Annotated in this window: 21 protein-coding genes; 9 read left to right on the top strand and 12 right to left on the bottom strand. The window is 50.6% G+C overall.

The window, feature by feature from the left end; translation table 11 throughout:
• The first annotated feature begins 18 nt into the window (after positions 1-18).
• The 3 genes from AACZ19_RS16725 to AACZ19_RS16735 all read left to right on the top strand — a co-directional run bounded on the left by AACZ19_RS16725 (position 19) and on the right by AACZ19_RS16735 (position 4,206).
• A complete protein-coding gene (locus AACZ19_RS16725) occupies positions 19-2,631 on the top strand; it encodes a non-ribosomal peptide synthetase (RefSeq protein WP_339635648.1) in 2,613 nt (870 codons plus the stop codon).
• Between the two features lie 160 nt (positions 2,632-2,791).
• Positions 2,792-3,676: a glutathione-dependent disulfide-bond oxidoreductase gene (yghU, locus tag AACZ19_RS16730; RefSeq protein ID WP_339635649.1), complete on the top strand. Its 885-nt coding sequence runs from the start codon at positions 2,792-2,794 to the stop codon at positions 3,674-3,676.
• Positions 3,677-3,741: 65 nt separating this feature from the next.
• Positions 3,742-4,206: an L-2-amino-thiazoline-4-carboxylic acid hydrolase gene (locus tag AACZ19_RS16735; protein ID WP_339635650.1), complete on the top strand. Its 465-nt coding sequence runs from the start codon at positions 3,742-3,744 to the stop codon at positions 4,204-4,206.
• Between the two features lie 15 nt (positions 4,207-4,221).
• Here the strand turns inward: AACZ19_RS16735 and AACZ19_RS16740 are convergent, their stop codons facing one another.
• The 5 genes from AACZ19_RS16740 to AACZ19_RS16760 all read right to left on the bottom strand — a co-directional run bounded on the left by AACZ19_RS16740 (position 4,222) and on the right by AACZ19_RS16760 (position 9,400).
• Positions 4,222-4,590, bottom strand: coding sequence for a YdbL family protein (locus AACZ19_RS16740; protein WP_339635651.1), 369 nt, complete (start codon positions 4,588-4,590; stop codon positions 4,222-4,224).
• 1 nt (position 4,591) lies between these two features.
• Positions 4,592-4,792, bottom strand: coding sequence for a YnbE family lipoprotein (locus AACZ19_RS16745; RefSeq protein ID WP_339635652.1), 201 nt, complete (start codon positions 4,790-4,792; stop codon positions 4,592-4,594).
• A 19-nt stretch (positions 4,793-4,811) separates the two neighbouring features.
• On the bottom strand, positions 4,812-7,658 hold the full coding sequence (locus AACZ19_RS16750; RefSeq protein ID WP_339635653.1) for a YdbH domain-containing protein: 2,847 nt from the start codon (positions 7,656-7,658) through the stop codon (positions 4,812-4,814).
• 129 nt (positions 7,659-7,787) lie between these two features.
• A complete protein-coding gene (locus AACZ19_RS16755; protein WP_339635654.1) occupies positions 7,788-8,645 on the bottom strand; it encodes a TauD/TfdA family dioxygenase in 858 nt (285 codons plus the stop codon).
• A 179-nt stretch (positions 8,646-8,824) separates the two neighbouring features.
• Positions 8,825-9,400: a GNAT family N-acetyltransferase gene (locus tag AACZ19_RS16760; RefSeq protein ID WP_339635655.1), complete on the bottom strand. Its 576-nt coding sequence runs from the start codon at positions 9,398-9,400 to the stop codon at positions 8,825-8,827.
• Positions 9,401-9,663: 263 nt separating this feature from the next.
• Here AACZ19_RS16760 and AACZ19_RS16765 point away from each other — a divergent pair, with 263 nt between their 5' ends.
• Entirely contained in the window at positions 9,664-10,551 is an 888-nt protein-coding gene (locus AACZ19_RS16765; RefSeq protein WP_339635656.1) for an alpha/beta hydrolase, read from the top strand.
• 291 nt (positions 10,552-10,842) lie between these two features.
• Here the strand turns inward: AACZ19_RS16765 and AACZ19_RS16770 are convergent, their stop codons facing one another.
• On the bottom strand, positions 10,843-11,442 hold the full coding sequence (locus AACZ19_RS16770; protein ID WP_339635657.1) for an XRE family transcriptional regulator: 600 nt from the start codon (positions 11,440-11,442) through the stop codon (positions 10,843-10,845).
• Positions 11,443-11,519: 77 nt separating this feature from the next.
• On the opposite strand from AACZ19_RS16770, the gene AACZ19_RS16775 reads away from it, so the two are divergent.
• From AACZ19_RS16775 to AACZ19_RS16795, 5 genes are all read left to right on the top strand, one after another.
• Positions 11,520-12,737 (top strand): FAD-binding oxidoreductase, encoded by a 1,218-nt coding sequence (locus AACZ19_RS16775; protein WP_339635658.1) that lies wholly within the window; start codon positions 11,520-11,522, stop codon positions 12,735-12,737.
• Positions 12,734-13,672: a tripartite tricarboxylate transporter substrate binding protein gene (locus AACZ19_RS16780; RefSeq protein WP_339635659.1), complete on the top strand. Its 939-nt coding sequence runs from the start codon at positions 12,734-12,736 to the stop codon at positions 13,670-13,672. The genes AACZ19_RS16775 and AACZ19_RS16780 overlap by 4 nt, the downstream gene beginning before the upstream one ends.
• Positions 13,673-13,736: 64 nt before the next feature.
• A complete protein-coding gene (locus AACZ19_RS16785; RefSeq protein WP_339635660.1) occupies positions 13,737-14,156 on the top strand; it encodes a hypothetical protein in 420 nt (139 codons plus the stop codon).
• Positions 14,157-14,168: 12 nt separating this feature from the next.
• Positions 14,169-15,713, top strand: coding sequence for a tripartite tricarboxylate transporter permease (locus tag AACZ19_RS16790; RefSeq protein WP_339635661.1), 1,545 nt, complete (start codon positions 14,169-14,171; stop codon positions 15,711-15,713).
• Between the two features lie 141 nt (positions 15,714-15,854).
• Positions 15,855-16,967 carry an acyl-CoA dehydrogenase family protein gene (locus AACZ19_RS16795; protein WP_339635662.1) on the top strand — a complete coding sequence of 371 codons (1,113 nt, stop codon included), beginning with the start codon at positions 15,855-15,857 and terminating at the stop codon, positions 16,965-16,967.
• A 12-nt stretch (positions 16,968-16,979) separates the two neighbouring features.
• Here the strand turns inward: AACZ19_RS16795 and AACZ19_RS16800 are convergent, their stop codons facing one another.
• The 6 genes from AACZ19_RS16800 to AACZ19_RS16825 form a co-directional block, all read right to left on the bottom strand.
• The gene (locus AACZ19_RS16800) at positions 16,980-17,846 is read right to left on the bottom strand and encodes a DUF1989 domain-containing protein (protein ID WP_339635664.1); all 867 of its coding nucleotides are present in this window, start codon (positions 17,844-17,846) and stop codon (positions 16,980-16,982) included.
• Positions 17,847-17,936: 90 nt separating this feature from the next.
• A complete protein-coding gene (locus AACZ19_RS16805) occupies positions 17,937-19,877 on the bottom strand; it encodes a DUF2207 domain-containing protein (protein ID WP_339635665.1) in 1,941 nt (646 codons plus the stop codon).
• Positions 19,878-19,891: 14 nt separating this feature from the next.
• The gene (locus AACZ19_RS16810) at positions 19,892-20,458 is read right to left on the bottom strand and encodes a LemA family protein (protein WP_339635666.1); all 567 of its coding nucleotides are present in this window, start codon (positions 20,456-20,458) and stop codon (positions 19,892-19,894) included.
• Positions 20,459-20,536: 78 nt separating this feature from the next.
• Complete coding sequence (locus AACZ19_RS16815; protein WP_339635667.1) at positions 20,537-21,700, bottom strand: phytanoyl-CoA dioxygenase family protein; 1,164 nt, start codon at positions 21,698-21,700, stop codon at positions 20,537-20,539.
• 72 nt (positions 21,701-21,772) lie between these two features.
• Entirely contained in the window at positions 21,773-22,990 is a 1,218-nt protein-coding gene (locus tag AACZ19_RS16820; RefSeq protein ID WP_339635668.1) for an FAD-dependent monooxygenase, read from the bottom strand.
• 185 nt (positions 22,991-23,175) lie between these two features.
• A complete protein-coding gene (locus AACZ19_RS16825; RefSeq protein WP_339635669.1) occupies positions 23,176-23,703 on the bottom strand; it encodes a cupin domain-containing protein in 528 nt (175 codons plus the stop codon).
• Between the last annotated feature and the right edge of the window lie 95 nt (positions 23,704-23,798).

The raw sequence follows: 23,798 nt of genomic DNA on the forward strand, positions 1-23,798 counted from the left end.
ATTGCCAGTTGGATTTTTATGAAGTCATTTCAGACACTTAATGATGCGGTTTTTTTCTGGGCAAATGAGGTCCCGAATGCGCCGGCTTTGCTTGCAAAAGAACAGCAGTCACTCACCTACCTTGGGTTATCTGAAATCGTTCTTGGATTTCGTGAATTTCTGTCGCACGCCGGTTTAAGCCGGAATGACCGCATTGCCATAGTTCATTCCGGCGGAGCCGACATGGCTGCCGCTATGACAGCCCTTGCCTGCAGCGTGACAGTCGTACCACTTAATACCGCATCGACCGTGGGCGAGTTTTATCTACATTTTCAGGACAAGAAAATTAATGCAATTGCGCTTGAGGATGGTTTAGCGACCAATGCACGGGAAGCAGCGGACAAGCTGAATATTCCAGTCCTGGAGATCAAGGTACACAGCCCGGAAATTGCTGGCAACGTCTACCTGAGTGGCGAAATCAATACAGAAACTAGAATTGCACCAACAGCAGCAGAACCAGACGATCTGCTGGTTGTTTTTACCACTTCCGGAACCACCAGTTATGGTAAAGCCGTCCCGTTGTCACATCGCGGCGTAATGCCGCGGCTAGCCAATATGGTGAATATGCTTCAATTGAGCCATGAAGACCGGATGCTGAATATCATGCCACTTTTCCATACGGGTGGTTTTTCCGCAGGCATACTCACCTCTCTCTATTCCGGTGCCAGTTTTTTCCCCATAAAGAATAATGATGTCGATCTATTGTTTCAGTCTCTTGCCGAAGCGCAACCGACGATAATCTCCGGGGGTTATACCGTCTTCCACTCCATTGAGAGAAAAGCGGCCGACTACACAGAAATTATCGATTCCATTAAACCTTCGCTACGTATGCTACGCACTGGAACGGGCCATCTTGACCAGAAAGTATCTAAGAATCTGGAGGCGATATTTGATACCCCGGTTATTGAAGCCTACGGATCGGCGGAAACCAGTTTCATGTCCTGCACCAATCTCCCGCCGTTGCCCAATAAACCGGGGAGTGTCGGACAGCCAGACAGAAGCCGAGTTTCCATTGTCGATCGAAATGAGGTGCCTGTTCAAGCCGGAGAAAAGGGCGAAATAGTCGTCACACGTGAAACCGTGTTTGATGGCTATGAGAATAACGCAACCGCTAATAGTGAAGCGTTCACGCAGGATTGGTATCACACCGGGGACGAAGGCTATCTCGACGAAGACGGATTCCTGTTCATTACAGGCCGGCTCAAGGAAATGATTAATCGGGGTGGCGTTAAAATCATCCCAACAGAAATAGATCAAGCCGCCATCGAGCATGAGGCCGTTCGCGAGGCTGTCGCATTCCCCTTACCACACAAAACGCTTGGAGATGATCTAGCGCTTGCGGTTGTTTTGGAAGCGAATAAGTCCGTAACGGCGAGTGAACTTAAGGCATTTCTCAAAACAACCCTGATTCCAAATAAAATCCCGTCACATGTTATTTTTGTTGAGGAAATACCAAAATCTGCTACCGGCAAACCCCAGCGCCGAAAGCTTCATCAACAACTCGACCTGACAAAATCCGATAAGTCTCATAGCGGGATGGAAATGGCCAGCATCCGTCCGGCCAGTGAGGAAAAGCTGAAGACGATATGGCAGCAAGTGCTCGGAAATGAAAACATCGGACCAAACGAGAATTTCTTTGCGCTGGGCGGCGATTCCCTGCAGGCAGTTGACCTGTTCATGCGTATTGAGAAAGAACTGGACCGCAGCCTTCCCCGCGACATTCTGTTCGAGGCGGGTACAATCCGTGAAATGGCACGCCTGATCGATGAAGAACAAACGGCATCCTGTATCGTGCCCATTCAGCCGAACGGTGATCGCCCACCGCTTTTCTTTGTTCATCCAATTGGCGGCGAGGTGCTGGGCTATCGTGAATTAGCCCGATATCTTGATGCAGGACAGCCTTTTTACGGAATTCAGCAATTTCAGTCTGGAGACAACTTCACGCGATATTCCTCAATCGAGGAGATGGCCGACTTCTATCTGAATGAAATACGTGAACTTCAACCTCACGGACCGTACTTCCTAGGCGGACATTCCTTTGGTGGGCTTGTCGCCTATCGCATGGCCCAAAAGCTTTCCGATCTTGGCGAAGAAACGGCGTTTCTGGCATTGCTGGACAGCTATCTCCCTAGCAGCAAACGATACATATCGCCGCAGGCATGGCTGATACAGCATTTCCGCATCTGGTTACGCCTGCCTATTTGGGAAAAGCCGGACTATATGTTTCAACGAATTAAGAATATCAACAAGGCTGTAACAAGTGCAGTAAGACTGAAGCTTCTTTCCGCATCAAAAGGAAAAAAGAGGCAGAAGGATTATCCTTTTAGCAATATCGACATCAACTCACTGAACGCGCGGAATTATCGCCCAACGCCTTATAACGGAAATGCCACATTATTTCGCACCGAACTACCAATTTCCATTCACCCCGATATTCACAAGGAATGGTATAGACTTGTAAATGGAAATTTGGAAATTTGTGACATTTCGGGCGGACATATCGAAATAATGAAAGAGCCAAACGTCCGCGAATTAGCATTTAAACTCAACGCGTGCCTGCAAAAAGCTCAAAGTGAAACGCAACCTGTTTAGCCAAGCCGGTTAAATGAAGTCCTTTAAATAGTGACAGAACTCACCAAATCACAAATGTGTTGGTGGACTTTGGATCAAATTTGTACAGAATGATTGTGGGCGCTTATCAAAAATTAAAAGTCACCTGTCAGGCAATATGACAGGCGAATGGAGTTTCGAAATGAGTGAAACAGCAGCCTATGTGCCTCCTAAAGTCTGGAAGTGGGAACAGGAAAGCGGCGGGCGCTTTGCCAGTATCAATCGGCCCATCGCCGGACCTACTCATGAAAAGGAGTTGCAGGTCGGCAAGCATCCGATGCAGCTTTATTCCCTGGGCACACCCAATGGCGTAAAAGTCACGATCATGCTGGAAGAACTGTTGGCAGCCGGCTTTTCCGGGGCAGAGTATGACGCATGGCTGATCAAGATCGGTGATGGTGATCAGTTTGGCAGCGGTTTTGTCGAAGTGAATCCCAATTCAAAAATCCCGGCGTTAATGGACCACAGCGGCGACAAGCCGATCCGCCTGTTTGAATCCGGAGCGATCCTGTTACATCTTGCTGAAAAATTTGGCGCGTTCATTCCGACCGACCCAGAAGGCCGGGCGGAGTGTCTCTCCTGGCTTTTCTGGCAGATTGGCAGCACACCTTATCTTGGAGGCGGGTTTGGTCATTTCTATGCCTATGCGCCGGAAAAATTCGAGTACCCGATTAATCGCTTTGCGATGGAAGTTAAACGACAGCTGGATGTCCTGGATCGCCAGCTTGCAGAGCATAAATATATCTCCGGTGACGAATATACGATTGCGGACATCGCTATTTGGCCCTGGTACGGTGCTTTGGTCCAGAACAAGGTGTATGAAGCCGGAGAGTTTCTTGATGCCTCAACTTATAAGCATGTCAATCGCTGGACTGAAGAAATAGCTAAGCGTAAGCCAGTTCAACGCGGGCGGATGGTCAACCGTGCCATGGGCCCCCTGGAGGAGCAATTACGTGAGCGTCACGACGCCAGTGATTTCGAGACTAAAACACAGGATAAAATAGAAGCCGCAAAGGAAGCAGGCTAACCTCTTCATTCTGGCCTGTCCGTCCATATGGACGGACAGGCCTCTCTAGCAAGGGACGTAATCAGATGACGGAAGACATGAAAATTACCCCTTTTCAACACATCAAGCTAACCGTTGAAGCGCAAATTCCACTCGTACGCGCTATGGAGAAAGAACTCGGACGGGATAAAGCACATGCACTTGTGCGAGAAACACTGGACAGTCGCAACCGCGCCATTTCAAAAGCGCGCGCCGGTAAAGAGCCAATGACCATTCCGAAACTCGAAGCCGAGTTTGCTTCCTTTGGCATCGGAGTAGACTTCGAATTCGACGTACAGAAACGAACCGACAAAGAATTTCATGTCGATGTGCACAAATGCGCCTATACCCGGATGATGGAGGAAATGGATGCCCGCGACCTCGGCCCGCTCTTGATCTGCAATTGTGATTTTGCCCTCGCCGAAGGCCTCGGTCTGGAACTAAAGCGCGAAAAAACCTGCATGAAAGGGGATGGTATGTGTGACTTTCGCTTTCGGAAAGTTGGGGAATAAGCTAACTATCCGAAGCTACTTTTGAGTCCATTTGCCGTTTTCGCCGAGAATCCATGTTCCCTTCGGCGCCTTGCTCAGGATTTGTGCTGCATAAACCCGCCCGACCTGATCAACGCTTACATTCTGAGATTTCGCACGTTTTACATATATTTCGCGGCGCTGTTCATTCAGGTTATCGACAAAAGCTTGCGCAGAGCCATCCCGGGCACGAGCAAATCCATCAAACGCTTCTCCAACAGCGCCCGAAGCCCTGAGGTCATCAAGCTGGTCCGCCCAAGCAGTGCCTGAAAAAAGCGGCAACCCTGAAACAATCGCAAAAGAGAGAAACGCGCCGAGAAGGAACGTTCTGCGATTCAGTTGTCCTTTGTGTTCCCCAATTGGCATATCAGAAAATCCCCGGATTATTGGTTATGTCGTCTTTTGCCTGCTCCTCGATTTTGAGGCGGACTTCGGCATCCAGCTTGATGTTCAGGTTAATGGTAATCGGTTCCGAAGGCGCTTCAACCTGAACTTTTGGCGTACAGGACGTTGTGGCAAAAAGGAAAGCCATCACACCGCATATCACAAGAATAGGTCGTTTCGCCACAGGTTGTCCTTCACAAAACTCAGCGTCCATCGACGGTAGCACGGAGTGCTTTTTCCGACAAGAGATAGCCTTCCAGCAAAGTATTGAATATCTTGTCCAGACTGGTCGTGAGGTTGATATTGAGAACAACCGGCCGACTATTCTCCACATCCGGATTGGCACCTTCGGCATGGAGCTTGACTGTATCTTCGCCACTTTGAGTTTTTGTGATTTCTATGGAGAGGTCAGAATACTGAAAATTCTCCAAGATATCGAGGAAGAGCATCGCTTGATCTCCCCCACCCTCCAGCGCCCGGCGGGCGGCTTCTGAAGTCATCTTCAATACGCCCGGACCGTCCGCCGCCAATAGTGCTTCATCAACGATCAGGCGATCACTTCCAAAAACAAGCGGGACACGACCGCTTACCTGGCCTGTCGCCACTAATTCCTCAACATTGCTGAGCGCCATCACTTCTTCAAGGTCAAGACTGGTGAGTTGCACTTCAATGCGGTTGGTTTCAGCTCCTGTATCAATAACGGCATCATCGATAACGGCCACACCCCCGACCAATCCGAGCGCCATGCGGTCTATATAAAGCTGAGGATCTCCATCTTCAGTCAATACGCGAAATCGTATGACCGGATTTTCAAGCGGGATGCCGACAACGGCGCTATCTGCAGTAATTTCCTGTGGCGCCGAAATAGTGAGCGGAAGTAACTCGTCAATATGCACCTTCCCGTTCAGGTTAGAAACACTGCCGCCAGATGCTTCGATGCTCAGGTTTTCCAGCGATACATCCGCCGAGGACTTTAATCCGGCTGACGCCCAACTCAACACCGCGTCCGGTTTTACCCGCCCCTCGAGGTTTAACCCGGCGTCAAACGGAACAAGGTCTGTAAGCTGTAATCCATCTTTTGCAAAGAAGATCGGTTCAACTTTCACCTGAGCACGCCCTTCTGACGAGGCAAGCGAATGACGGCCCTTTACCTCCAGATATGATCCCAGAAGATCTGACTTGGCATCGAGTGAAAAATCAAGATCGCTTCCCTTTATTTCTCCGCTCCCCGTAATGATCTGCCTTTCCTTGAAAGGCGCCGCTTCTCCGGGATCTATCGTCAGGTTTGAAAGGGTAAAAAGTGCGGACTCCACTGACTGTAAATTCTGGTGTTCCGCTTCAAAGACGGCTTCCAGACGCGGAATTGTAACGCCTTGCTCTTTAAATCTCGTGATGCCCGCCTGTCCTATTATGTTTCCTTGTATGGGCATGTCAGATTCGGCCTGTTTCGCCGTTACTTTCACGGTGAGATCCCTAGCGTCTATATCAACATCTGTCCAGCGCCCTTCGGAAAGCTCCGCATGTGCCGAAGAGATTATTAGGCTGCCATCATCCTCGCGGACAATCTCAGCCTCCCCCATTACAACGCCGGACAAGCCATCCGCTTGTTTTAAGAAGGAGGAGAGCTTGGAAGGCATGATACCCCCTGACCCTATCATGGTTGGCGGCAGGCGAAGAGAGACATTGCCTGATCCATCTGCAATTTGATATTGAGCGGCAACATCAAGTTCGAATTTACCAGACTCACCCCGAACCGCGCCAGTTGCAGAGATTTCTTGACGCCCCTTCATCTCACCTGATGCATTAAACGACATGGGTGAGAAATAAGCATTTGCGGTATTATGGGTCACGGTTCCGCTAAATGAGTTCAGCTCTACCATTTCGGCCAAGTTGATAATGCTCAATGACGCTGCTAGGTCTTTGATCGCAAATTCCTGCCCTGAATAGGACAGGACGACATCCGACGCCGGGAGCGCAACCCGCGTATCCTGCGACCCATCGTACAGTAAATATTGACCATTGATTTCAAGCGGGAGCCGCTTGGCCGCAACGCTCCCATCGTTAAGCTCCATATGAAGGTTGTTCATGTCGACATCCGCCTCATATGTAATCTCAGGCCCAGCGATTTTCGCGTTGGCGGTAAAATTCAGCATTCCATCGAATAATGGCAAATTATCGGCATAGCGCGAGAGGTCAGAGGGTTGGAAACCGTCCCGGCGGAAGGACAAATTGCCCACAGATACCTGAATCTCTCCATTTTCAGCTTCTGTTACATAACGTCCCTCTACTTGTGCGAGGGAATTTCCTTCCGGCGTTCGCAACGCTGCCTCTATTTCCGCAATACCGTCAATCAGTCGTCCGGATCCGGCAAGCGATAGCGGTGCCCAGTCCGGCCTATCAACATCATGACGAAGCGCTCCTGAAGCAAGCTCCACTGTTCCCGATTGAGTCGCAATATCGCCATCAACGGAAAGCTGTATATCATCCAGAAGTACGGGGCCTGCCACTGTATCAATACGCGCCCGTAACACGCTCTGTACCGTTAATTTCTGATCAGAAGAAAAGGACCCCGAAAGTGAGCCGGAAAGGGAAAAGCTCTCGCTTTCCGCAACGATAGCTCCCTTCTGCAATTGAATTTCTGGGTATGGACGCCCAGTGTCTGTTTCCGCTTTTGAGCCGTCTTCCCCGGCAATTTGAGAAATGCGTTCAAGAGCTGCCTGGCCTGGATTTGACATATCCAGATGCAGCTCTCCGATAACAATCTCATCTATCTGCGCGGAGAGAAGGGAGAATGGTCGATACTCAACCCTTACGTCTTTCAATATTATCTGATCGGAGAGGGAGAGCCTATCAATAAGTATGTTGTTAATCCCTACCGATCCCACGACAAGCGAAACCTCATCAAATCCATAGAGATTAAGGGCAGCTTTCCCTGCGGTTTCAAGTGCAATCGTGCGGAATAATACGGCGAGGACCAAAATGACCACGACCAGGAAAACCAAGCCCAGAAACGCTCTTCGGATATATCCTGTTTTCCTGCCCGCCGACATTGCCCCACCTTAAATGACCCTATGTCATTTACATGGGCATACTGAAAAAGCAAGCGGCCCTGTATGCAAAACTTCCACAATCCGGAACGACTGTAGACTCGTGACCTGTGCCCTCTTTCAAAAAAGACGTTATGGATGGCCCGGCGCGAATTCACTTTCCGGATCACCGGCGATCCGCGAATGATACATTATCCGCGGCTCGTTCATATCCCAGGGTGTCGCCTGATGCAGCAAACAACGATTATCCCAGAGAACAGAATCGCCTACCTCCCAGTGGTGATGATAGACACGTGGCTTCTGGCAAGTAAAATCTACCAGCTCCTCCAGAAGCTCTTCGGATTCTTTCTCACTTAGGCCCGGGATGTTGTAGGCATGCCGACCTATGGTCAGCGCAGGACGGCCCGTTTCCGGATGTATCTTGACGAGAGGCCTGAGCGGCGGATCCTGATCGAAAAAACCATATCCGCTATATTCGCTGTCCTTTTTCTTTTGGGTGAAGCCTGCCTTTTGCTGGCTGTAGTACAGTGAATGATAGGCTTTCAGGTCCTGAATACGTGCCCGGGTTGATTCGTCCAAAGCTTCATAAGCGGCTGACAGATCCGCCCAACCCGTTTCTCCCCCTGCAGAAGGAACGACATGGGCACTGAAAACCGCGCCTTTTGCCTGAACGGGCATATAGGTGCTGTCCTGATGCCATCCCATGTTTCCTTTCAGGATTTTCACCCTGTCATTCTCGTCTGATTTTATGAGATTTCCGGCCTGATCGACATTACTGATGGAAGAGAGATCAAACTCCATTTCCCCGAAGCGGCGGGCAAATTTGACTTGTTCTTCTGTCGAAAGGTGCTGGCTCGGGAAAATTAGCAATGAGTATTCAAGCCAGGTTTTGTAGAGATCAGCAAAATCATCTTCGCTCAAAGATTTAAGATCAAGCCCAGTAACAATAGCGCCAAATGTCGCATCGACAGGTTTAACTTGGAAGTTCATGGCATCAATCCTCCCAGAAAATAGCCAAGAGACGACGGTTATTCTTGATTAGTCTTGCTTGATTCCGTCGACATCAGGGCTCCATCATAATGTCATGCCACCTCGGCGTCCAGAGGTCACTTTCACCCCAAACATCTTAAAGCGTTTCAATAGGATATCTGGGGTGCTGTTTTGAAAAATTATGCCTTGATCATCAGGATCCAGTTTTTGCCCTCTCCCTTCCAGTCTTCCTTCACCATTTTCTGATCCCGCTCAGCCACATAACCGACACGCTCATATAATCGCCGGGCGTTGGGATTACCGTCTGAAACAATAATGCTCATTGCACGCCCGTCGCCTTCCTTTTCGGCAATTTTCAGCAACCCGGAGCCAACTCCCAGATTTCTATACTGCGGATAGGCCGCAAGAACACTGACATACTGGGTTGAAGGCGCGCTGTCTTCCAACTCCTGAATTGGAACAAAGATGGGCGGCATTTCATCATAATCTATGGGCTCAGGATCTTCCGGCAGAACATATGTCACTAAGCATCCGGCCAGCTCTCCGTCAATCTCCGCAACGATAGTATGGCGATAGGAGAAGCTGCCCTCCTCACGCTCTGCCCGGTTTTTCCCAATGTCCCACGGATCTTGCCCGGATTCGGCGTTTTTTTGCCAAAAATAATATGGGATGCCTTCACCGGCGAAGTTCACCAGATGTGCGAGATGTTGAGCATCGTTTTTTGTTGCGGGTCTGAAAGTCACATTTCGACTCATTTTTACTATCCTTACATATCAAATAACACAGCCTGCCGCGCCGAACCATCGGCACGGTTTCTGCGCGGCAATATGAGAGCGAAGCATTTAGAAAAATAGTAAGTTTGTGGTAGAGTCCGACTGTCTTTATTTATATATATTTTTCAATATGTTATAAATTTTCTACTAATGCCGGATCAGGAAAACTTAAGAAAACAGTACCTGTGGTAAAGTATCATTGCGCATTGGAGCTAATCATGCCCGGCCATGGGAAAGATAGGTTGATGATATTAAAGACAATCCAGGCAGGTGTATTGAATGTCGCCTATTATGAATATGGGCCCGCCGACGGCTCACCTATAATCATGTGCCATGGATTTCCGTATGATGTCCATGCCTACACGGCTTCGTCGATGACACTGGCGTTGAACGGAGCAAGGGTCATAGTTCCGTTCTTACGGGGCTATGGCGACACACGTTTTCTTTCAGACGAAACGCCAAGATCAGGGGAACAGGCCGTCCTTGCCTATGACCTTATCTCCCTGATGGATGCCTTGAAAATTCAAAAGGCGCTCCTGGCCGGCTATGACTGGGGAGGCCGCGCAGCCTGTATCGTTTCGGCCCTCTGGCCGGAGCGGGTCACGGCATTGGTGACAGGAAACTCCTACAACATTCAAGATATTGCAAGAGCCTTAGAGCCAGCGTCCCCTGCTGTCGAAGCATCCCTTTGGTACCAGTATTTTTTCCACTCAGAACGAGGGAGACGGGGTCTGGAAGAAAATAGGGCCGGATTTGCTCATCAGCTCTGGAAGATGTGGTCTCCCACCTGGGATTTTGATGAGGCGACGTTCAATCAAACCGCCACAGCCTTTGATAATCCCGACTTTGTGAATGTCGTCATCCACTCCTACAGGCATCGCTATGGATTGGTCGCCGGGGATCCAGCTGTTTCAGACATCGAGAGCAAACTTGTCGCGCAACCGTTCATAACGGTTCCTACCATATCGATCGATGGCGCTGTGGATGGTGTAAACAGTGGCACAGGCCATCACGCAAAGAAATTTACCGGAGCCCATGAGCATCGTATCTTTGAAAATGCCGGACACAACCTACCGCAGGAGAGCCCCGAAGAATGGACAAAAGCCGTAGTCGACGCAGCCAAGATGGGTTGAAGGATACGCGGTTCACACTCTATACATATCGGAAAACAAATAGCATCCATATATACGGACACCATCAATTTCCTTGACGTCATTGGAGAAGAATTCTGCAATAGCCTCATAGGCGGACCATTTCACCGGTACACCCAGATCAAAACAGTATTTTTCCTTAAAATGCCGCTGCAGATCCTCACGATCGAACCAGTCTTTGCGGGACCAGTCCTGAAAGAGCGGTAGATTTTTACAACAAAGCTGTCCCCAGCCTCTAATTAGGTCGAGGCCTGTTAAACAAAATGAAATTGGTTACATTTTTGTACAAACACAAAGTATACGAGCATCTGTATCTCCGGCTGAGGCATAAAGATGACCCCTGCGGCTGTCAAAATAGATGCTTTCTCCAGTTTCCAGAACGACGGGGTCTTTTCCTTCCAGCTGAACAACGACCTTGCCTTTCAAAACAAAGAAGAATTCCTCCCCTTCATGGCTGACCAGCCGATCAAACCGCATTTTTTCAAACGGTTTGAGCGTACCCAGCATCGGGATCATACTTTTCCCCCGCAAATGCGGAAACAGCATCTCGTAGGTATAGTTCTCCGTCTGGTGAAAACTATGCTCCCCTATGCGGGCAAGAGAGAATTCACCGGGTAGAAACTGCTCACCTTTCGCCATAAAAAGCTCGGATACATCGACACCCAATCCATCGGCGAGACGGCTGAATCGATCATAAGTTGGCGCCATAAGATTACGTTCGATTTTTGAGACGGTGGAAATGGCCAGACCGGATCGTGTCGCCACATCCTTGATCGTCAAACCCTTTTTACGGCGAATTTCCCGAACCCGTTCGGCGACCTGCGCCCGGCTGTTTCCATCTTCAGATATTTTTGCCGCCTCCAATCCGCTCATATTCGGAAGATAGAGAAATCAGGCCATCAAGTCCATATTTTCTAATCGGAAAAATAATTTTCCTATCGGAAATTTATATGTTAGTTTTTTACGCAATCCTCAAAGGACAGCGCAGGCACGATTTGGCAGAGCAGACTGAATTTGACGTAGCTATCATCGGAGCTGGCATCGCCGGAGCCTCACTCGCGTGCGAGCTTTCGCCGGACGTTTCCGTATTACTGCTGGAAATGGAAGCGCAGCCTGGTTACCACTCTACCGGCAGGTCCGCGGCCATGTTTGTTGATACATATGGTCCGCCCCCCATTCGCGCGCTGTCACGAGCATCGGCAGATTTTCTTGAGAGCCCCCCCAAAGGATTTAGTGAAAGCCCGCTGCTCTCCCAGCGCGGGGTCATCATGATCGCCCGGAATGATCAGCTCACCTCTCTTGAAAATATGGTCGGCGACCTCTCAGATTCAGGGGGCGTAAGACGTCTGGATGCGGCAGAAACAGAGGCTGCCATCCCGATCCTTCGTAAGGGATATGTAGCTGCAGGATTCGCTAATGACCGGGTAAGCGATATTGATGTCAACGCCCTACACCAAGGATACTTACGCAAATTTCGTTCCTCCGGCGGCATAATAAAGACTGCGAGCGAAGTTTTCGAGACCAAACACACCTTAGGCCGATGGCAAGTAACAACTTCTAACGGTACTTATGCCGCAAAAACGATCGTCAATGCGGCCGGTGCATGGGCAGATTCTATTGGTAAGATGGCTGGCGCGGAAGCAATTGGTCTTATTCCAAAACGACGAACGGCGATGGTCGTTGCTGCTCCCTCCGGCGTCAACCCCGACAGTTGGCCGATGGTTATCGATATTGACGAGCAGTTCTACCTGAAACCGGATGCCGGCAGGCTATTGATCTCGCCGGCGGACGAAACAAGCTCCCTCCCCTGTGACGTTCAACCTGATGAACTGGACGTCGCGATCTGTGTGGACCGGATTGAAACAGCATTCGATCTGCCCATCCGCCGGATTGAGAATAAATGGGCGGGATTACGCAGCTTTGTTGATGACAAATGCCCTGTGTGTGGATTTGATGACACCGTAGAAGGTTTCTTCTGGCTGGCGGGGCAAGGTGGCTACGGCATTCAAACCGCACCCGCCCTTGCTGTGATTGCGGCATGTTTGATCATGGATCGGAGCGTTCCACAGCATTTACTGGATCACGGAATTGATCTTGCTGACCTGGCGCCGGGTCGCAGCACTTTGAAAACGGATAAAAAAGAGAATCTGAAGAGGAGGATATCATGACGTTCAAGGGATTGTTTTTGGGGCTCGTTGCCTGGTTGTTGCTGAGTGTTTCCGCATTTGCAGAATGGGCACCATCAGGACCGATAACGCTACAGATTGGATTCGATGCCGGCGGTGAAACAGATACGCTTGGCCGCGTAATCGCAAAGGAAATGGAAAGTCAGACGGGCTGGGACATTGTCGTTGAAAACAAGCCCGGCGGTGGCGGTATCGCCATGTTCACCGGAATTGCCGTGGCCAAACCGGACGGACAGACACTGGGAATGGGTGTCAATATGCCAATCCTTGTGAACCTGGTGCTTCGTGGTGACAAACTGCCGTTCAATCTGGAAAGTTTCGATTACCTTGCCACTGTGGCACGGGCACAAGTCGCAATCATTGCAAAATCCGATGCGCCGTTCGACGACCTTCAGGGCTTGATTGAATACTCAAAGTCGAATAACGGGGCTCTTGTTGCGTTTGATGCCAAGCCGCAAGAACTTCTGATGAAATATGTGGATGGCGAAACAGAGGCGGGTTTCAAACTCGTCTCGACCAAAAGCAGTGCGGAAGCTATTCAGAATCTTCTCGGTGATCATGTTGTTGCCTCCTTTGCGGCAGGGGCGCATATTCCTTACATCGAGAGCGGGGATCTTAAAATGATTGCAAGCGCGAATGCGTCACGGCATGGGTATGCCCCCGACACTCAAACGGTTGTCGAGCAAGGCTATGAAATTTATGTAGATCCATATTTCTTTATTGCGGCACCCGCAGGTTTGCCTGCGGACACTAAGGCCGCTCTTGCCGAAGCCCTCCATAATGCCATCAATTCAGAGGCAGCAAGAAAAGCGATTGTCAACGCGCTGAAAACTGACCCGAGTGACTTGGGGCCAGATGGAACCCAAAACATGCTTGTCGAGGGCGTTGGAAATGTTAAAAAACTGTTTGGAAAATAAATAGAGAACCGCCGCAAGTTATTGAATATCTTTAGGCGATCAAACTTTGCGGGAGGTCCAGGCATTGCTGATCAATCGGCTATCAGGGGCTTTTATTGTCAGCTTGGGTCTCCTGCTTTATTTCATTGTCATTCCGGCACATACGGAAATCGTTGATTATGGCTGGATGCGGCCGCAGTCCATCCCAAATGCCTGCGCTATCCTTCTTGTCTTTTTGGGAATAGTACAGACCGCAATTCCTACCGGCGCGACTTCGGTTGGATTTTCCGAATTTTTACGCGTCTCAATGTTTGCGCTAGTTACTATTTGCGCACTTTGGGCCATGGCAAACTTCGGATTTTTGGCGGTCACTCCCCTTTTCGTGGGCGCATTAATGCTCCTCGTCGGAGAACGGCGGATAGGATGGCTGCTGGGCGGCGTTATTGTCTTACCCCTTGCTATCTGGCTGACCGTGGTTCCATTGCTTGAAAGAACTCTGCCATGAGGATGACCGCAAATGGTTGAGTTCACTACCGTTCTGGCCGGACTTGGCGATGCGCTGAATTTGACAAACCTGTTATTTGTTATTGCCGGTGTTGCTATTGGGCAGTTTATCGGCGCCCTGCCCGGCACCGGTCCGGTTATGGCAATGGCCGTCGCCATCCCGTTCACCTTTGTTCTGGATCCATTGCCCGCAATTGCTTTTCTTGTAGGTGTCAACAAGGGAGGCCTTTTCGGCGGTGCCATTCCGGCAATCCTGATCAATACGCCAGGGACTCCAGATGCCGCCGCGACGGCACTTGACGGTCATCCGTTGGCAAAGAAGGGAAAGCCCGTCAAAGCGATGAAAATGGCATTATACTCATCGGTTACCGGCGACACTTTCAGCGATATCGTCTTGATAACCTTGTCTGTGCCGCTCGCAATTATCGCGTTGCAAATGGGTCCGGTCGAGATTTTTGCCCTTATGATATTCGCGTTTTCGATCATTGCAGGGCTTATCGGCGATTCAGTAGTCAAAGCCCTGATTGCCGCCGTTCTGGGATTATTCTTTGCCATGGTTGGCCTCGATCCGGAGCATGGTACCCCCCGCCTCTATTTCGGTTATTTCGAATTGTTTGATGGTCTTCCGCTTACTGCCGTCGCGATTGGAATGCTGGCTGTGGCGGAAATTTTCCGCCGCCTCGCCAATATCGGAAAATCGATATTGCCGACCATCGAAATTCCTGACACGCAGGACGCCGACGATAAACGCGTAAGCCGGGCGGAATACTGGTCCTGCCGCTATGTGATGTTACGAGGCGCCGTTATCGGAACCGTTCTGGGCGCCATTCCGGGTATTGGGTCAACTGCGGCCGCCTTTATGAGTTATGCATCAACCAAGCAGACGTCGAATGACCCGGAATCATTCGGCAAGGGAAACCTTCAAGGTGTCGCTGCGACGGAATCTGCGAACAGCGCTGTAATGGGCGCCAACCTTATCCCGCTGCTGGCTATCGGAATTCCCGGCAGCATTACGGCGGCCCTGCTCATTTCTGCCTTCAAGATTCATGGGATACAGCCCGGCCCGCTCCTGTTTGAGCAGCAGGGTCGCCTCATTTACGGCCTGTTCGGGGCAATGTTGATGGCCAACTTGATGAATTTGCTGATCGGGCAAGCCAGCCTCCGGCTTTGGGCACGGATAATCAGCGCACCTGAGTCATTGGTCTTTTCGGCGGCGTTGGTTTTATGTATTACGGGGGTCTATGCCTCAACAGGCGGCATGTTCGGCGTCGCCGTCATGCTGGCCTTCGCGATACTCGGCTATGTAATGACATCATTTGGCTATTCCGTCGTTATTTTTATTATTGCGTTTTTTCTGGGAAATAAGCTGGAACTTTCGCTATCTCAAACACTGGTTATTCTGGATGGCAACCCAATGGCGATCATCAATTTCCCGGTCGCCCTGGCCTTGCTTCTACTGTCCCTCTTGTCCATCGTCTGGCTGGGTTATCTGGCCCCTCGAAGAGCCAACAAACGGGCTTTGATAGCAGATGATCAATCTGATACATCAAGCAAATGAAGAACCTCTTGAAAAGCCCTGGCAATATATTTTTCATGCCGGATGACGGCAGAAAGATGTTAATTTGAATTTGTATTATCGATACATCGAAAAATTACGTCGAGAAAACCAAGAATAATTTGTAAAGAGACATCCTTCGATATGGATCAATCTAAATTGCTGAAAAAAGTCGAAGAGTTTGCTACTGGCCATATCCGTCCACGACGGCTTGAGCTGATCACTGCGACATCATTCCCCAAGGATCTTTGGCAAGCTTTCGCAGATTCCGGTTTAGCAGGACTCTCAATTCCTGAGGAATTTAATGGCCTGAACGCCAACTATGGCATTTTATCCGCCGCCGCCCGATGTCTCAGCCGTGCGGGAGGAGTGCCCGGCGCAACAATGGTGTTTATGTCGCATTGGCTTATCAGTCGGCTTCACATCGCATCGGATGCGCCGGAAAAAATGAAACAGCAATTACTTCCCGCCCTCGCGAAAGGGGAGGCTACATTGTCTGTGGCGATATCGGAGCCCGGCGCCGGTGCGCACCCGAAATTCCTGAAGACGTCAGCCAGGCAAGACGGAGCATATTATATAGTGAATGGGGAAAAGGCCTATCTGACAAACGGGCCCATCGCCGATCACTTTATTGTTCTGGCAATCACGGATGAGACGGAGGGGAAAAAAGCATTCAGCGCGATCCTCGTCCCGGCAGATAGCGAGGAGCTGGAACGAACGGAGGGCGTCAAAATAGACTTCCTTCATCCCTGCCCACATGGGGGCATCCGCCTCAAAGACTGCAAAGTGGGGACGGAAAATCTTATTGGCAAAGCGGGAGACGCCTTCGCCCGCACATCAATGCGTATGCGGGCCATTGAAGATGCCGTCGGTGCCGGTGGATCTGTTGGAGCGTTTCAGTGCCTGCTGAACGATATCGCCTCTGTCGCCCCAAGGGAAAAGGCGCTTGAAATCGGCGCTATCGGCACCCAACTTCAGCTACTGGACGTGGGAGCAACTCACCTTGCAAAAATGGTAGAAAACGAAAGCGGCGATCATGCGCCAACAATGGAAATGCAACTTGGGTTCCATCAGCAATGCCAAACCATATGCAAGGCATTTGCGACATTGATCGAAGATCTACCCTCGCCCCTTACGACAGAAATAAACCTCCTTAATCGGGACATTGCAAAATCCCTGACGATTGCCCGCTCTACCCATGCCGTGCGCCTTACAAAGATCGGTCATTCAATTCAGAAATTATCGCAACACCCATAGGTAACCGGACTTTTATTCATCAAAACCGTGATTGCGTGAATACGGATTTTTAGCCGCCGGTTGCCAGTCCACCGGAAGGCCTTGTGTTGGCCGATAAACTTCGACCTTTAAAGGATAGCATTTCGCCGTATCGCTGGAATGGATAGTGCTACAATCTCCGCCGGGGCAAGTTGAGAGCCCGCCCAGAAGGTCAATTTCCGCAAAAATTTCCAGAAAATCACCGGGACGAACGGGGCTGGCCTTCATGAAATATTGATGCGTATCCTGCGTAAAACCGGTGCACATGAAGACATTCAACACATCATGGACATGCGCTTCCGCATCAGTTACGGCAATCTGCTTTTCCGTCGCTAGCGCCCGGGAAAGGTTTGAATGGCAGCAGTAATGATACTCCCCACCGTTCAAAAGCCGGTTAGTGTAGGGATCGCAGCGCGTTCCGATGACATCATGCACACCGCCGCCATATTCATCCCATCCATACCAATCCAGCGTGTCATGTGTAATGGTTGCCATGGGCCGCATGTAGGGAAGATTGCTCCAAAGCCTGTCGCCGGTACTGACATGGGTGCCATTCAGGGCACGTGTCTTGCCGCTGAAAAACCGCTCATTTATGTCAGCGGCATTCCAAAGATTAAGGTCACCAACTTGCGGCCCCTCAACACTTACAATGCGACAAAAATGGCCGGCCGGAACATGAAAGGTCTCGGCGTCCCGCGGTTCCACGATGATCTCATCTACCTGTTTTAAGTGATGCCGTGCTTCTGCGTAGATATCCACATTAGGGAGCGGTAGATTGTCCGTGGGATAACATATGACGGGTCGGACGGCGCGGCGAGTTGCGGCATCGGCAGGTTCTGAATTCTCCGGTTTGTATTTCATGGTTCTTCCTTTGATGTGACACGCTCTGGATGCTATGCCCGCAATCCGTGATGCAAGTGATTATATAATCGGGGGGGCAAGGCTGATGCCTTACCATCCTCCTCCGCCACCACCGCCACCACCGCCGCCAGACGAGCCGCCGCCTGAAGACCCGCTGGAACTGCCCGGCGCCGTTGACGCAGAAGAAATGGCATTTGTAAAACTGCTTCCCAGAGAAGACGAAAAGCCGGAAAGGTTGGACGCATTAAAATGACGGCCATGATACCAGGATGGGCGATAGCCTTGCGACTGCCAGGGCCCCTCCCCCGTCTCCGCAAACGCATCTGCGAACTGTTCGGACCAGGCATTTTCCACATCCAGCGCAATCGCGAACGGCAGGTAACGCTCAAACAATTCCGGCGTACGATCAGGCGGATTGAAGAAATTCATTCGATCCTTTTCCGTCACGCTCAGAAAATCCGCAAACCCCGCAAATCGATCCAGCATTTTGCGCCCCAGAAGCGTCGGAGCCTTTAACAGGTGATAAAAGACAACATTCACAATCTGGATCAGAAGAAAAATAACCGCGGCGGCAGGTGAAGCCATTTCAATAAAGAAGAATAATCCCGCGAACTCGCCGCCGATGAACGGGATAGCGATGATGGTTGTTAAAATGGCGGTTACCCCGGAAACAGCATCGCCGGAGACCATGGATCGCCAGGCACGCAACCCCTTGCGCAAGAGAAAATAAACACCGACCGTCCAACCAGAAAGCCAAAGAGAAATAAAGGCGGTAGGAATCGGTTCTTTTGCCCAAGCAATCATCAGGATAATGACGATGAGTGACAAGCCTGCGCCAGAGAAAAAATACATCCTGTTGTTATTGAAATAGTTTTTTTCAAACTCTGTCCGCAACCATTCTTTCAGACCGTCTCGGGCCTTTCTAAAATGCGTGTGATTAGTCTTTTTCAACTCAATCTCATCACGAAATCCGGAAAAGAGGCCGCGGGCAACGGCACTTTCCCCCATTGAAAGCGGCGCCTTCTCGCCGGTTTTTGCAAGGCGATATTTACCGGAACTGTCTTCTGTAATGGTCAGAAAGCCCTTCACCGCCATATTGACAATTGCCGCGGTGAAGACCTTGTTATCGAATCCCATTTTGCGGATATACCGCATGGCAGCGGGGGAATAACCTGCGGGTGGTTCAAAGAACGGGATGATCGTTCCGGCCACGGGATCACGCCCGACCCGCCACCAAACGACAGAATAATAGATCAACAGAATCAACAACCCCGACAATCCGGCGATAAGTATCCGGTTATCTGCCAGAAAATACCTCAGCTTTTCGCCATCTGTCGGCTTGGCAACATAGCCAATCGGCCATGAAACCGCGATGGTAAGCCCTTCCTTCGCACGCAACGGCCGGGTTGTGTAAAAGCCGATCCCATCCACAAAATCGCGAGTCATAAAGGCTTTGCCTGTCTCGCCCTGATAACCCGTGTATGCGCTGAAATTGAGAACAGATGCACCATCCGGCAAATGGACACGGGCACTCGCTTTCTCAATCTCGAAGGCCCAGCCGTTTCCTGTCACATTCCAGTATAACTCATCAAATCCGTCAAAAAAGCCGATCTGCCGGGTCGTGTTATAGGTGATGGCGTAGCGGTGCTCTCCCTTGTCGATATATTTGTCCTTGCTGCCGATATAAACACGCACACCGTTTGATAGTCTCTCGGTATGGAACGGTTCCTCCTGTCCATTCCTTGTTACTTTTTCGACCGTAAAGCCGACACGATACTGGTTCCCGGCGTTGTCTGTATAGTCGGTCGGAAAGTCACGATAAATGCCACGACGGATTTCCCGCCCTTCGCTAATTACTGTGATCTTCTCTTTGACAGTGAGGGAGGCGTCGGAATGAACCCAAAGGTCACTCTCGAAGTTTTTTATGACTTCCCGCGCGCGCAAGTCTTCAGGGACTGCGACGCATAGCAGCATGAGCAACCCCAGAACAACCGGGATACGATAGACTATGAAAAAAAACGAATGTAGCATCAGACCAGCATTCTTTAGTCGAAATTTACATCGACCGGCCTGCGTGCGGCTTCTTCATCTTCGGCTAACTCGAAAAATTCCGCTTTGATGAATTTAAACGCGCCAGCGACAAGATTACTCGGGAACTGATCAACCTTGATATTATTGTCGCGAACAACGCCGTTATAGTAGCGGCGCGCCGCCTGAATCTTGTCTTCGACATCGGATAGTTGATGTTGGAGATTGAGGAAACTCTCGTTCGCTTTGAGTTCGGGATAATTTTCAGCAAGCGCAAACAACGATTTAAGCGCAACTGTCAATATGTTTTCGGATTGGGCCTGTTCAGCCGGGGAGCCCTGATTGGCCATTGCCTCGCTCCGGGCGCGGGTGACAGCCTCAAAGGTACCGGATTCATGCTTGGCATAGCCTTTGACAGTCTCCACCAGATTAGGAATGAGATTATACCGGAGCTTCATCTGAACCTCGATCCCGCTCCATGCTTCCTTGATCCGTTCCCGCAGGCTGACGAAACCGTTATAGGCGACAATCACATAAATGATAACGGCGACAATCAGGCCGGTGACAATCAATGACGAAATCATATTCCTAACTCCTTGATCGTGCGTACCATTGCGAATATTTGGTACACAGCCACAAGTTTACGGGCAAACTCCTTAAGATTAAATATAGATATCGTTGAGGTTATAGTTTTTAAGAATTTTCTCCCGATTTTCCTCATTCCAGCGATTTTCCATCTCCTCACCGGCCAGCGGTTGATAGCAAAATCTCGGCTCATCGGGGAAGCGTTGCTGACGCGCATCGATACCAAGCGCAATAATTCGACTGCGCGCGTGAATACGCTCCGCATCATATGTTTCCATGCGTTCATCGAGCTGGCTGGTGGTCACATCGAGAACCCGCTTGCGCGGAAAGAAGCCGGCGTTAATTGTAACGCGTCGATCGGGAGAAGAATTGGCGAAGGAACCATGCACCAGCTGCCGGTTGACTGCAAAAACGTCGCCCGCCTTGCAGACCAGCGGAACAGCATCCTTAAACCGATCCGATCCGCTTTCCTCAACCAGCTTGCGAATATCCACCTTGCCCGCCCGATGGCTTCCGGGCAGCAACCATACGCAGTTTGCCGGCGTACTCGGATAAAGCTGGGTCATGAAATTAAAACCGTGGGCATTTTCATCCCAGTCCGGCGCGTCCCAATGCGTCGTGCCATCCTGATGCCAGGCGACGGAAGGGCCCAGGCCGGGCTCCTTGATAAAAGCCACCTCATTATAGGGAACGAAATCCGGTCCATTAATAGCCTCCGCAACGGCCAGCAAGCCTGGATGACCATAAAGGCGCAGGCAGGAATCCATCAAATGCAAATTACCGTGCAAAAGCTCAATCGTCCAACTCGGCGCATCCTTCGATGGTGTCGGGTTGGACATTTTAACGGGATGGCGCCCCTTGTTCTTGGTTGTTCCCCCAAGCGGATCACTCAGCGGTTTGGCAAATCGATAAGGGTATCTCCCAAACTCCGGACCAAGAGCTGGCCGTCCCAGCGCATCAACATCGGATTCCGGCGAAACCGGCGCCCTTTGCAAGACATCTTCAACATCGGCGCGAAGTTCGGCCAGTTCCTCACTCCCGACGACGTTCTCGAACACATAAAAACCATGTTCTTGATAAGCATCCAGAATGTCGTGATGCAGTTTGCCATCAGGTCCAATGCGGATCGGTCCGCGATTGCCGAGCGCATAAGCACGCGCCTCGCCCGCTTTTATATAATCCGCCATTGTTTTGGCGTGCTCTTCGGCGGACATCTGGCTTAATGTATCGGAATCAGTCATTACGTTTCTCATTATTGTTTGAACTAACCAAAGATAGACCTGACATCTCGTTCACCTTGTATTTTATTGTTTTTACCAGGCGAGCGATTGCCATTCCTCGTCCGTTCCCATTACAGCCTTCTCCGCATCATAGGAATATAACCAGCGCTGTCCCACGGGAAAGCCGTCCTGATCCTCCCGTTGATGCTTGGCAAAACGGGCATTTCGCCGGGCTATTTCTTCCGGATCGCTCATATGGAACAGGTTTTCCGCCGCTCGGGATTGCTGCAAGACGCGGTTAGCGCGAGCTAATCGCAGTCCTTCATATTTCTTGAGTGCGCCGGGAATATCACCTTCCGCCATTTCGAGGCAACGGCCCAATACCCACGCATCCTCGATGCTTTGCCCGGCACCTTGCGCATGATACGGCATCATCGCATGGGCTGCATCTCCCATCAGCGCGACCCGATCCGTAACCCACCTGTCGAGGGGATCCCTGTCAATCATGTTCGTCATGAAGAGACTCTCGGTCCCCGCGATCAGTTCCCGGATCTGGTCGTTCCAGCCTTCATATTCTTTGAGGGCGGCATCGCGGGACCCCGTCTGGGACCATGACTCCTTGGCGTTATCATTATAGGGGCCGATTCCGACCCAGTTAAATAGATCGCCCCCCCGCACATAGTATAGAACCGCAGAACGGTGCGGCCCCATCCAGACATAGGAGTTTTGCTCAAAGCCCAGGTCTTGCGCAACCTTTATAGGCACAAGACCCCGCCAAGCGACGCAGCCGGACGGACGTGGTTTCTCCGGCGCGAAAAAGGTCTCGCGAACCATGGAGTGAAGGCCGTCCGACCCGATCAAAACATCGCCCTTCTCTATCGTCCCGTCACTAAGACGAACCTCAACGCCGTTCTCATGTTCGGTGACATCAATAACTTTGCTGTTCAGACGGATATTGTCGGGGTCCATTGCCTTGACCAATATGTCCAGCAAGTCTGCGCGATGGACATGGTAATAAGGCGCACCGAAGAATTCTTCCACCTTCGGCATCAGAGGGGTCTTCAGGTAAACTTCCCCGCTTTTATAATCCTTGAAAAGATGAGCCTGCGGCGGAACTCCGATCTTGGCCAATTCATCTTTCAATCCGAGATATTCAAGAATCCGAATGCTGTTAGGGCTCTGTTGCAACCCGGCCCCGATCTCGGAAAGCTCGGATGCCTGTTCCAACACAATGTGAGAAATCCCGGCCCGTTGCAAGGTCAGTGAAAGGGCCGCTCCCGCAATGCCGCAGCCTATAAGTATGACACGCATGTTTTCCTTCCTCCGGATTTTGTCTCCGTGTTATTTTGGAACGCGCTATGTTTTTAGCCTTACAGAATTGACATCAAACAACAAGAAAAAAGCCACAGCTCACCTTATTTAACTCTCAACAAAACTTGAGCAAATCAAGTGCTCGCTCTGCTTTCAAACGCAACGGCAGACGCCGAAAAGCTCATTCAGCGGACATCTGCATCTATTAGTATAGCGCAAAGTAGTGCCGGTTCCGTGCCTTTGTTGACCCATGCATGGTTTGTCCCGCGCTGAACCACGACATCATACGGCTTGAGATGTCTTTCGTCCTCATCCAGCAAGAGAGTCACTTCACCAGAAAGAAGGATTATGTAGTCAATCGTTTCCGTTTTATGCATCGCCGGGTGACGACTTGTGTCCGGTTGCTCATGCTCCGCACCCATTTTGGCAAACCGCGCCTTCACGATTTTCGCGTACTCTTCTTCGCTGATTGATGGATCGACTGGCGGCACAAGGAACCACCTGAATTTATGCCCGCCTGGCTCCGGGGACAATGTCACCGGCATCGCGCCCCGATCTTCTGTGCTGACGCTATCAACATCGGGGCCAACCGAATTCCATATATCCCTGAGATTGCCGATTTGCCCACCTGGCGGACCGTCCAAGGTAACAATCGAGCGACCCTTGTCATTATGTCCAGTGATAATCCGCCGGAGTTCAAATCCGAAATCCATCTCCCATCTCCTTTTGCGTTTTGTTTTTTTATAGCCGACTTTTACCGGGCATTCACGTCTGGAGTTTCCTGCTTGATGAAGCTTTACATATCATT

Origin of the sequence: uncultured Sneathiella sp. (genome assembly GCF_963973085.1) — a bacterium.
In the GTDB taxonomy this organism is placed as follows: domain Bacteria; phylum Pseudomonadota; class Alphaproteobacteria; order Sneathiellales; family Sneathiellaceae; genus Sneathiella.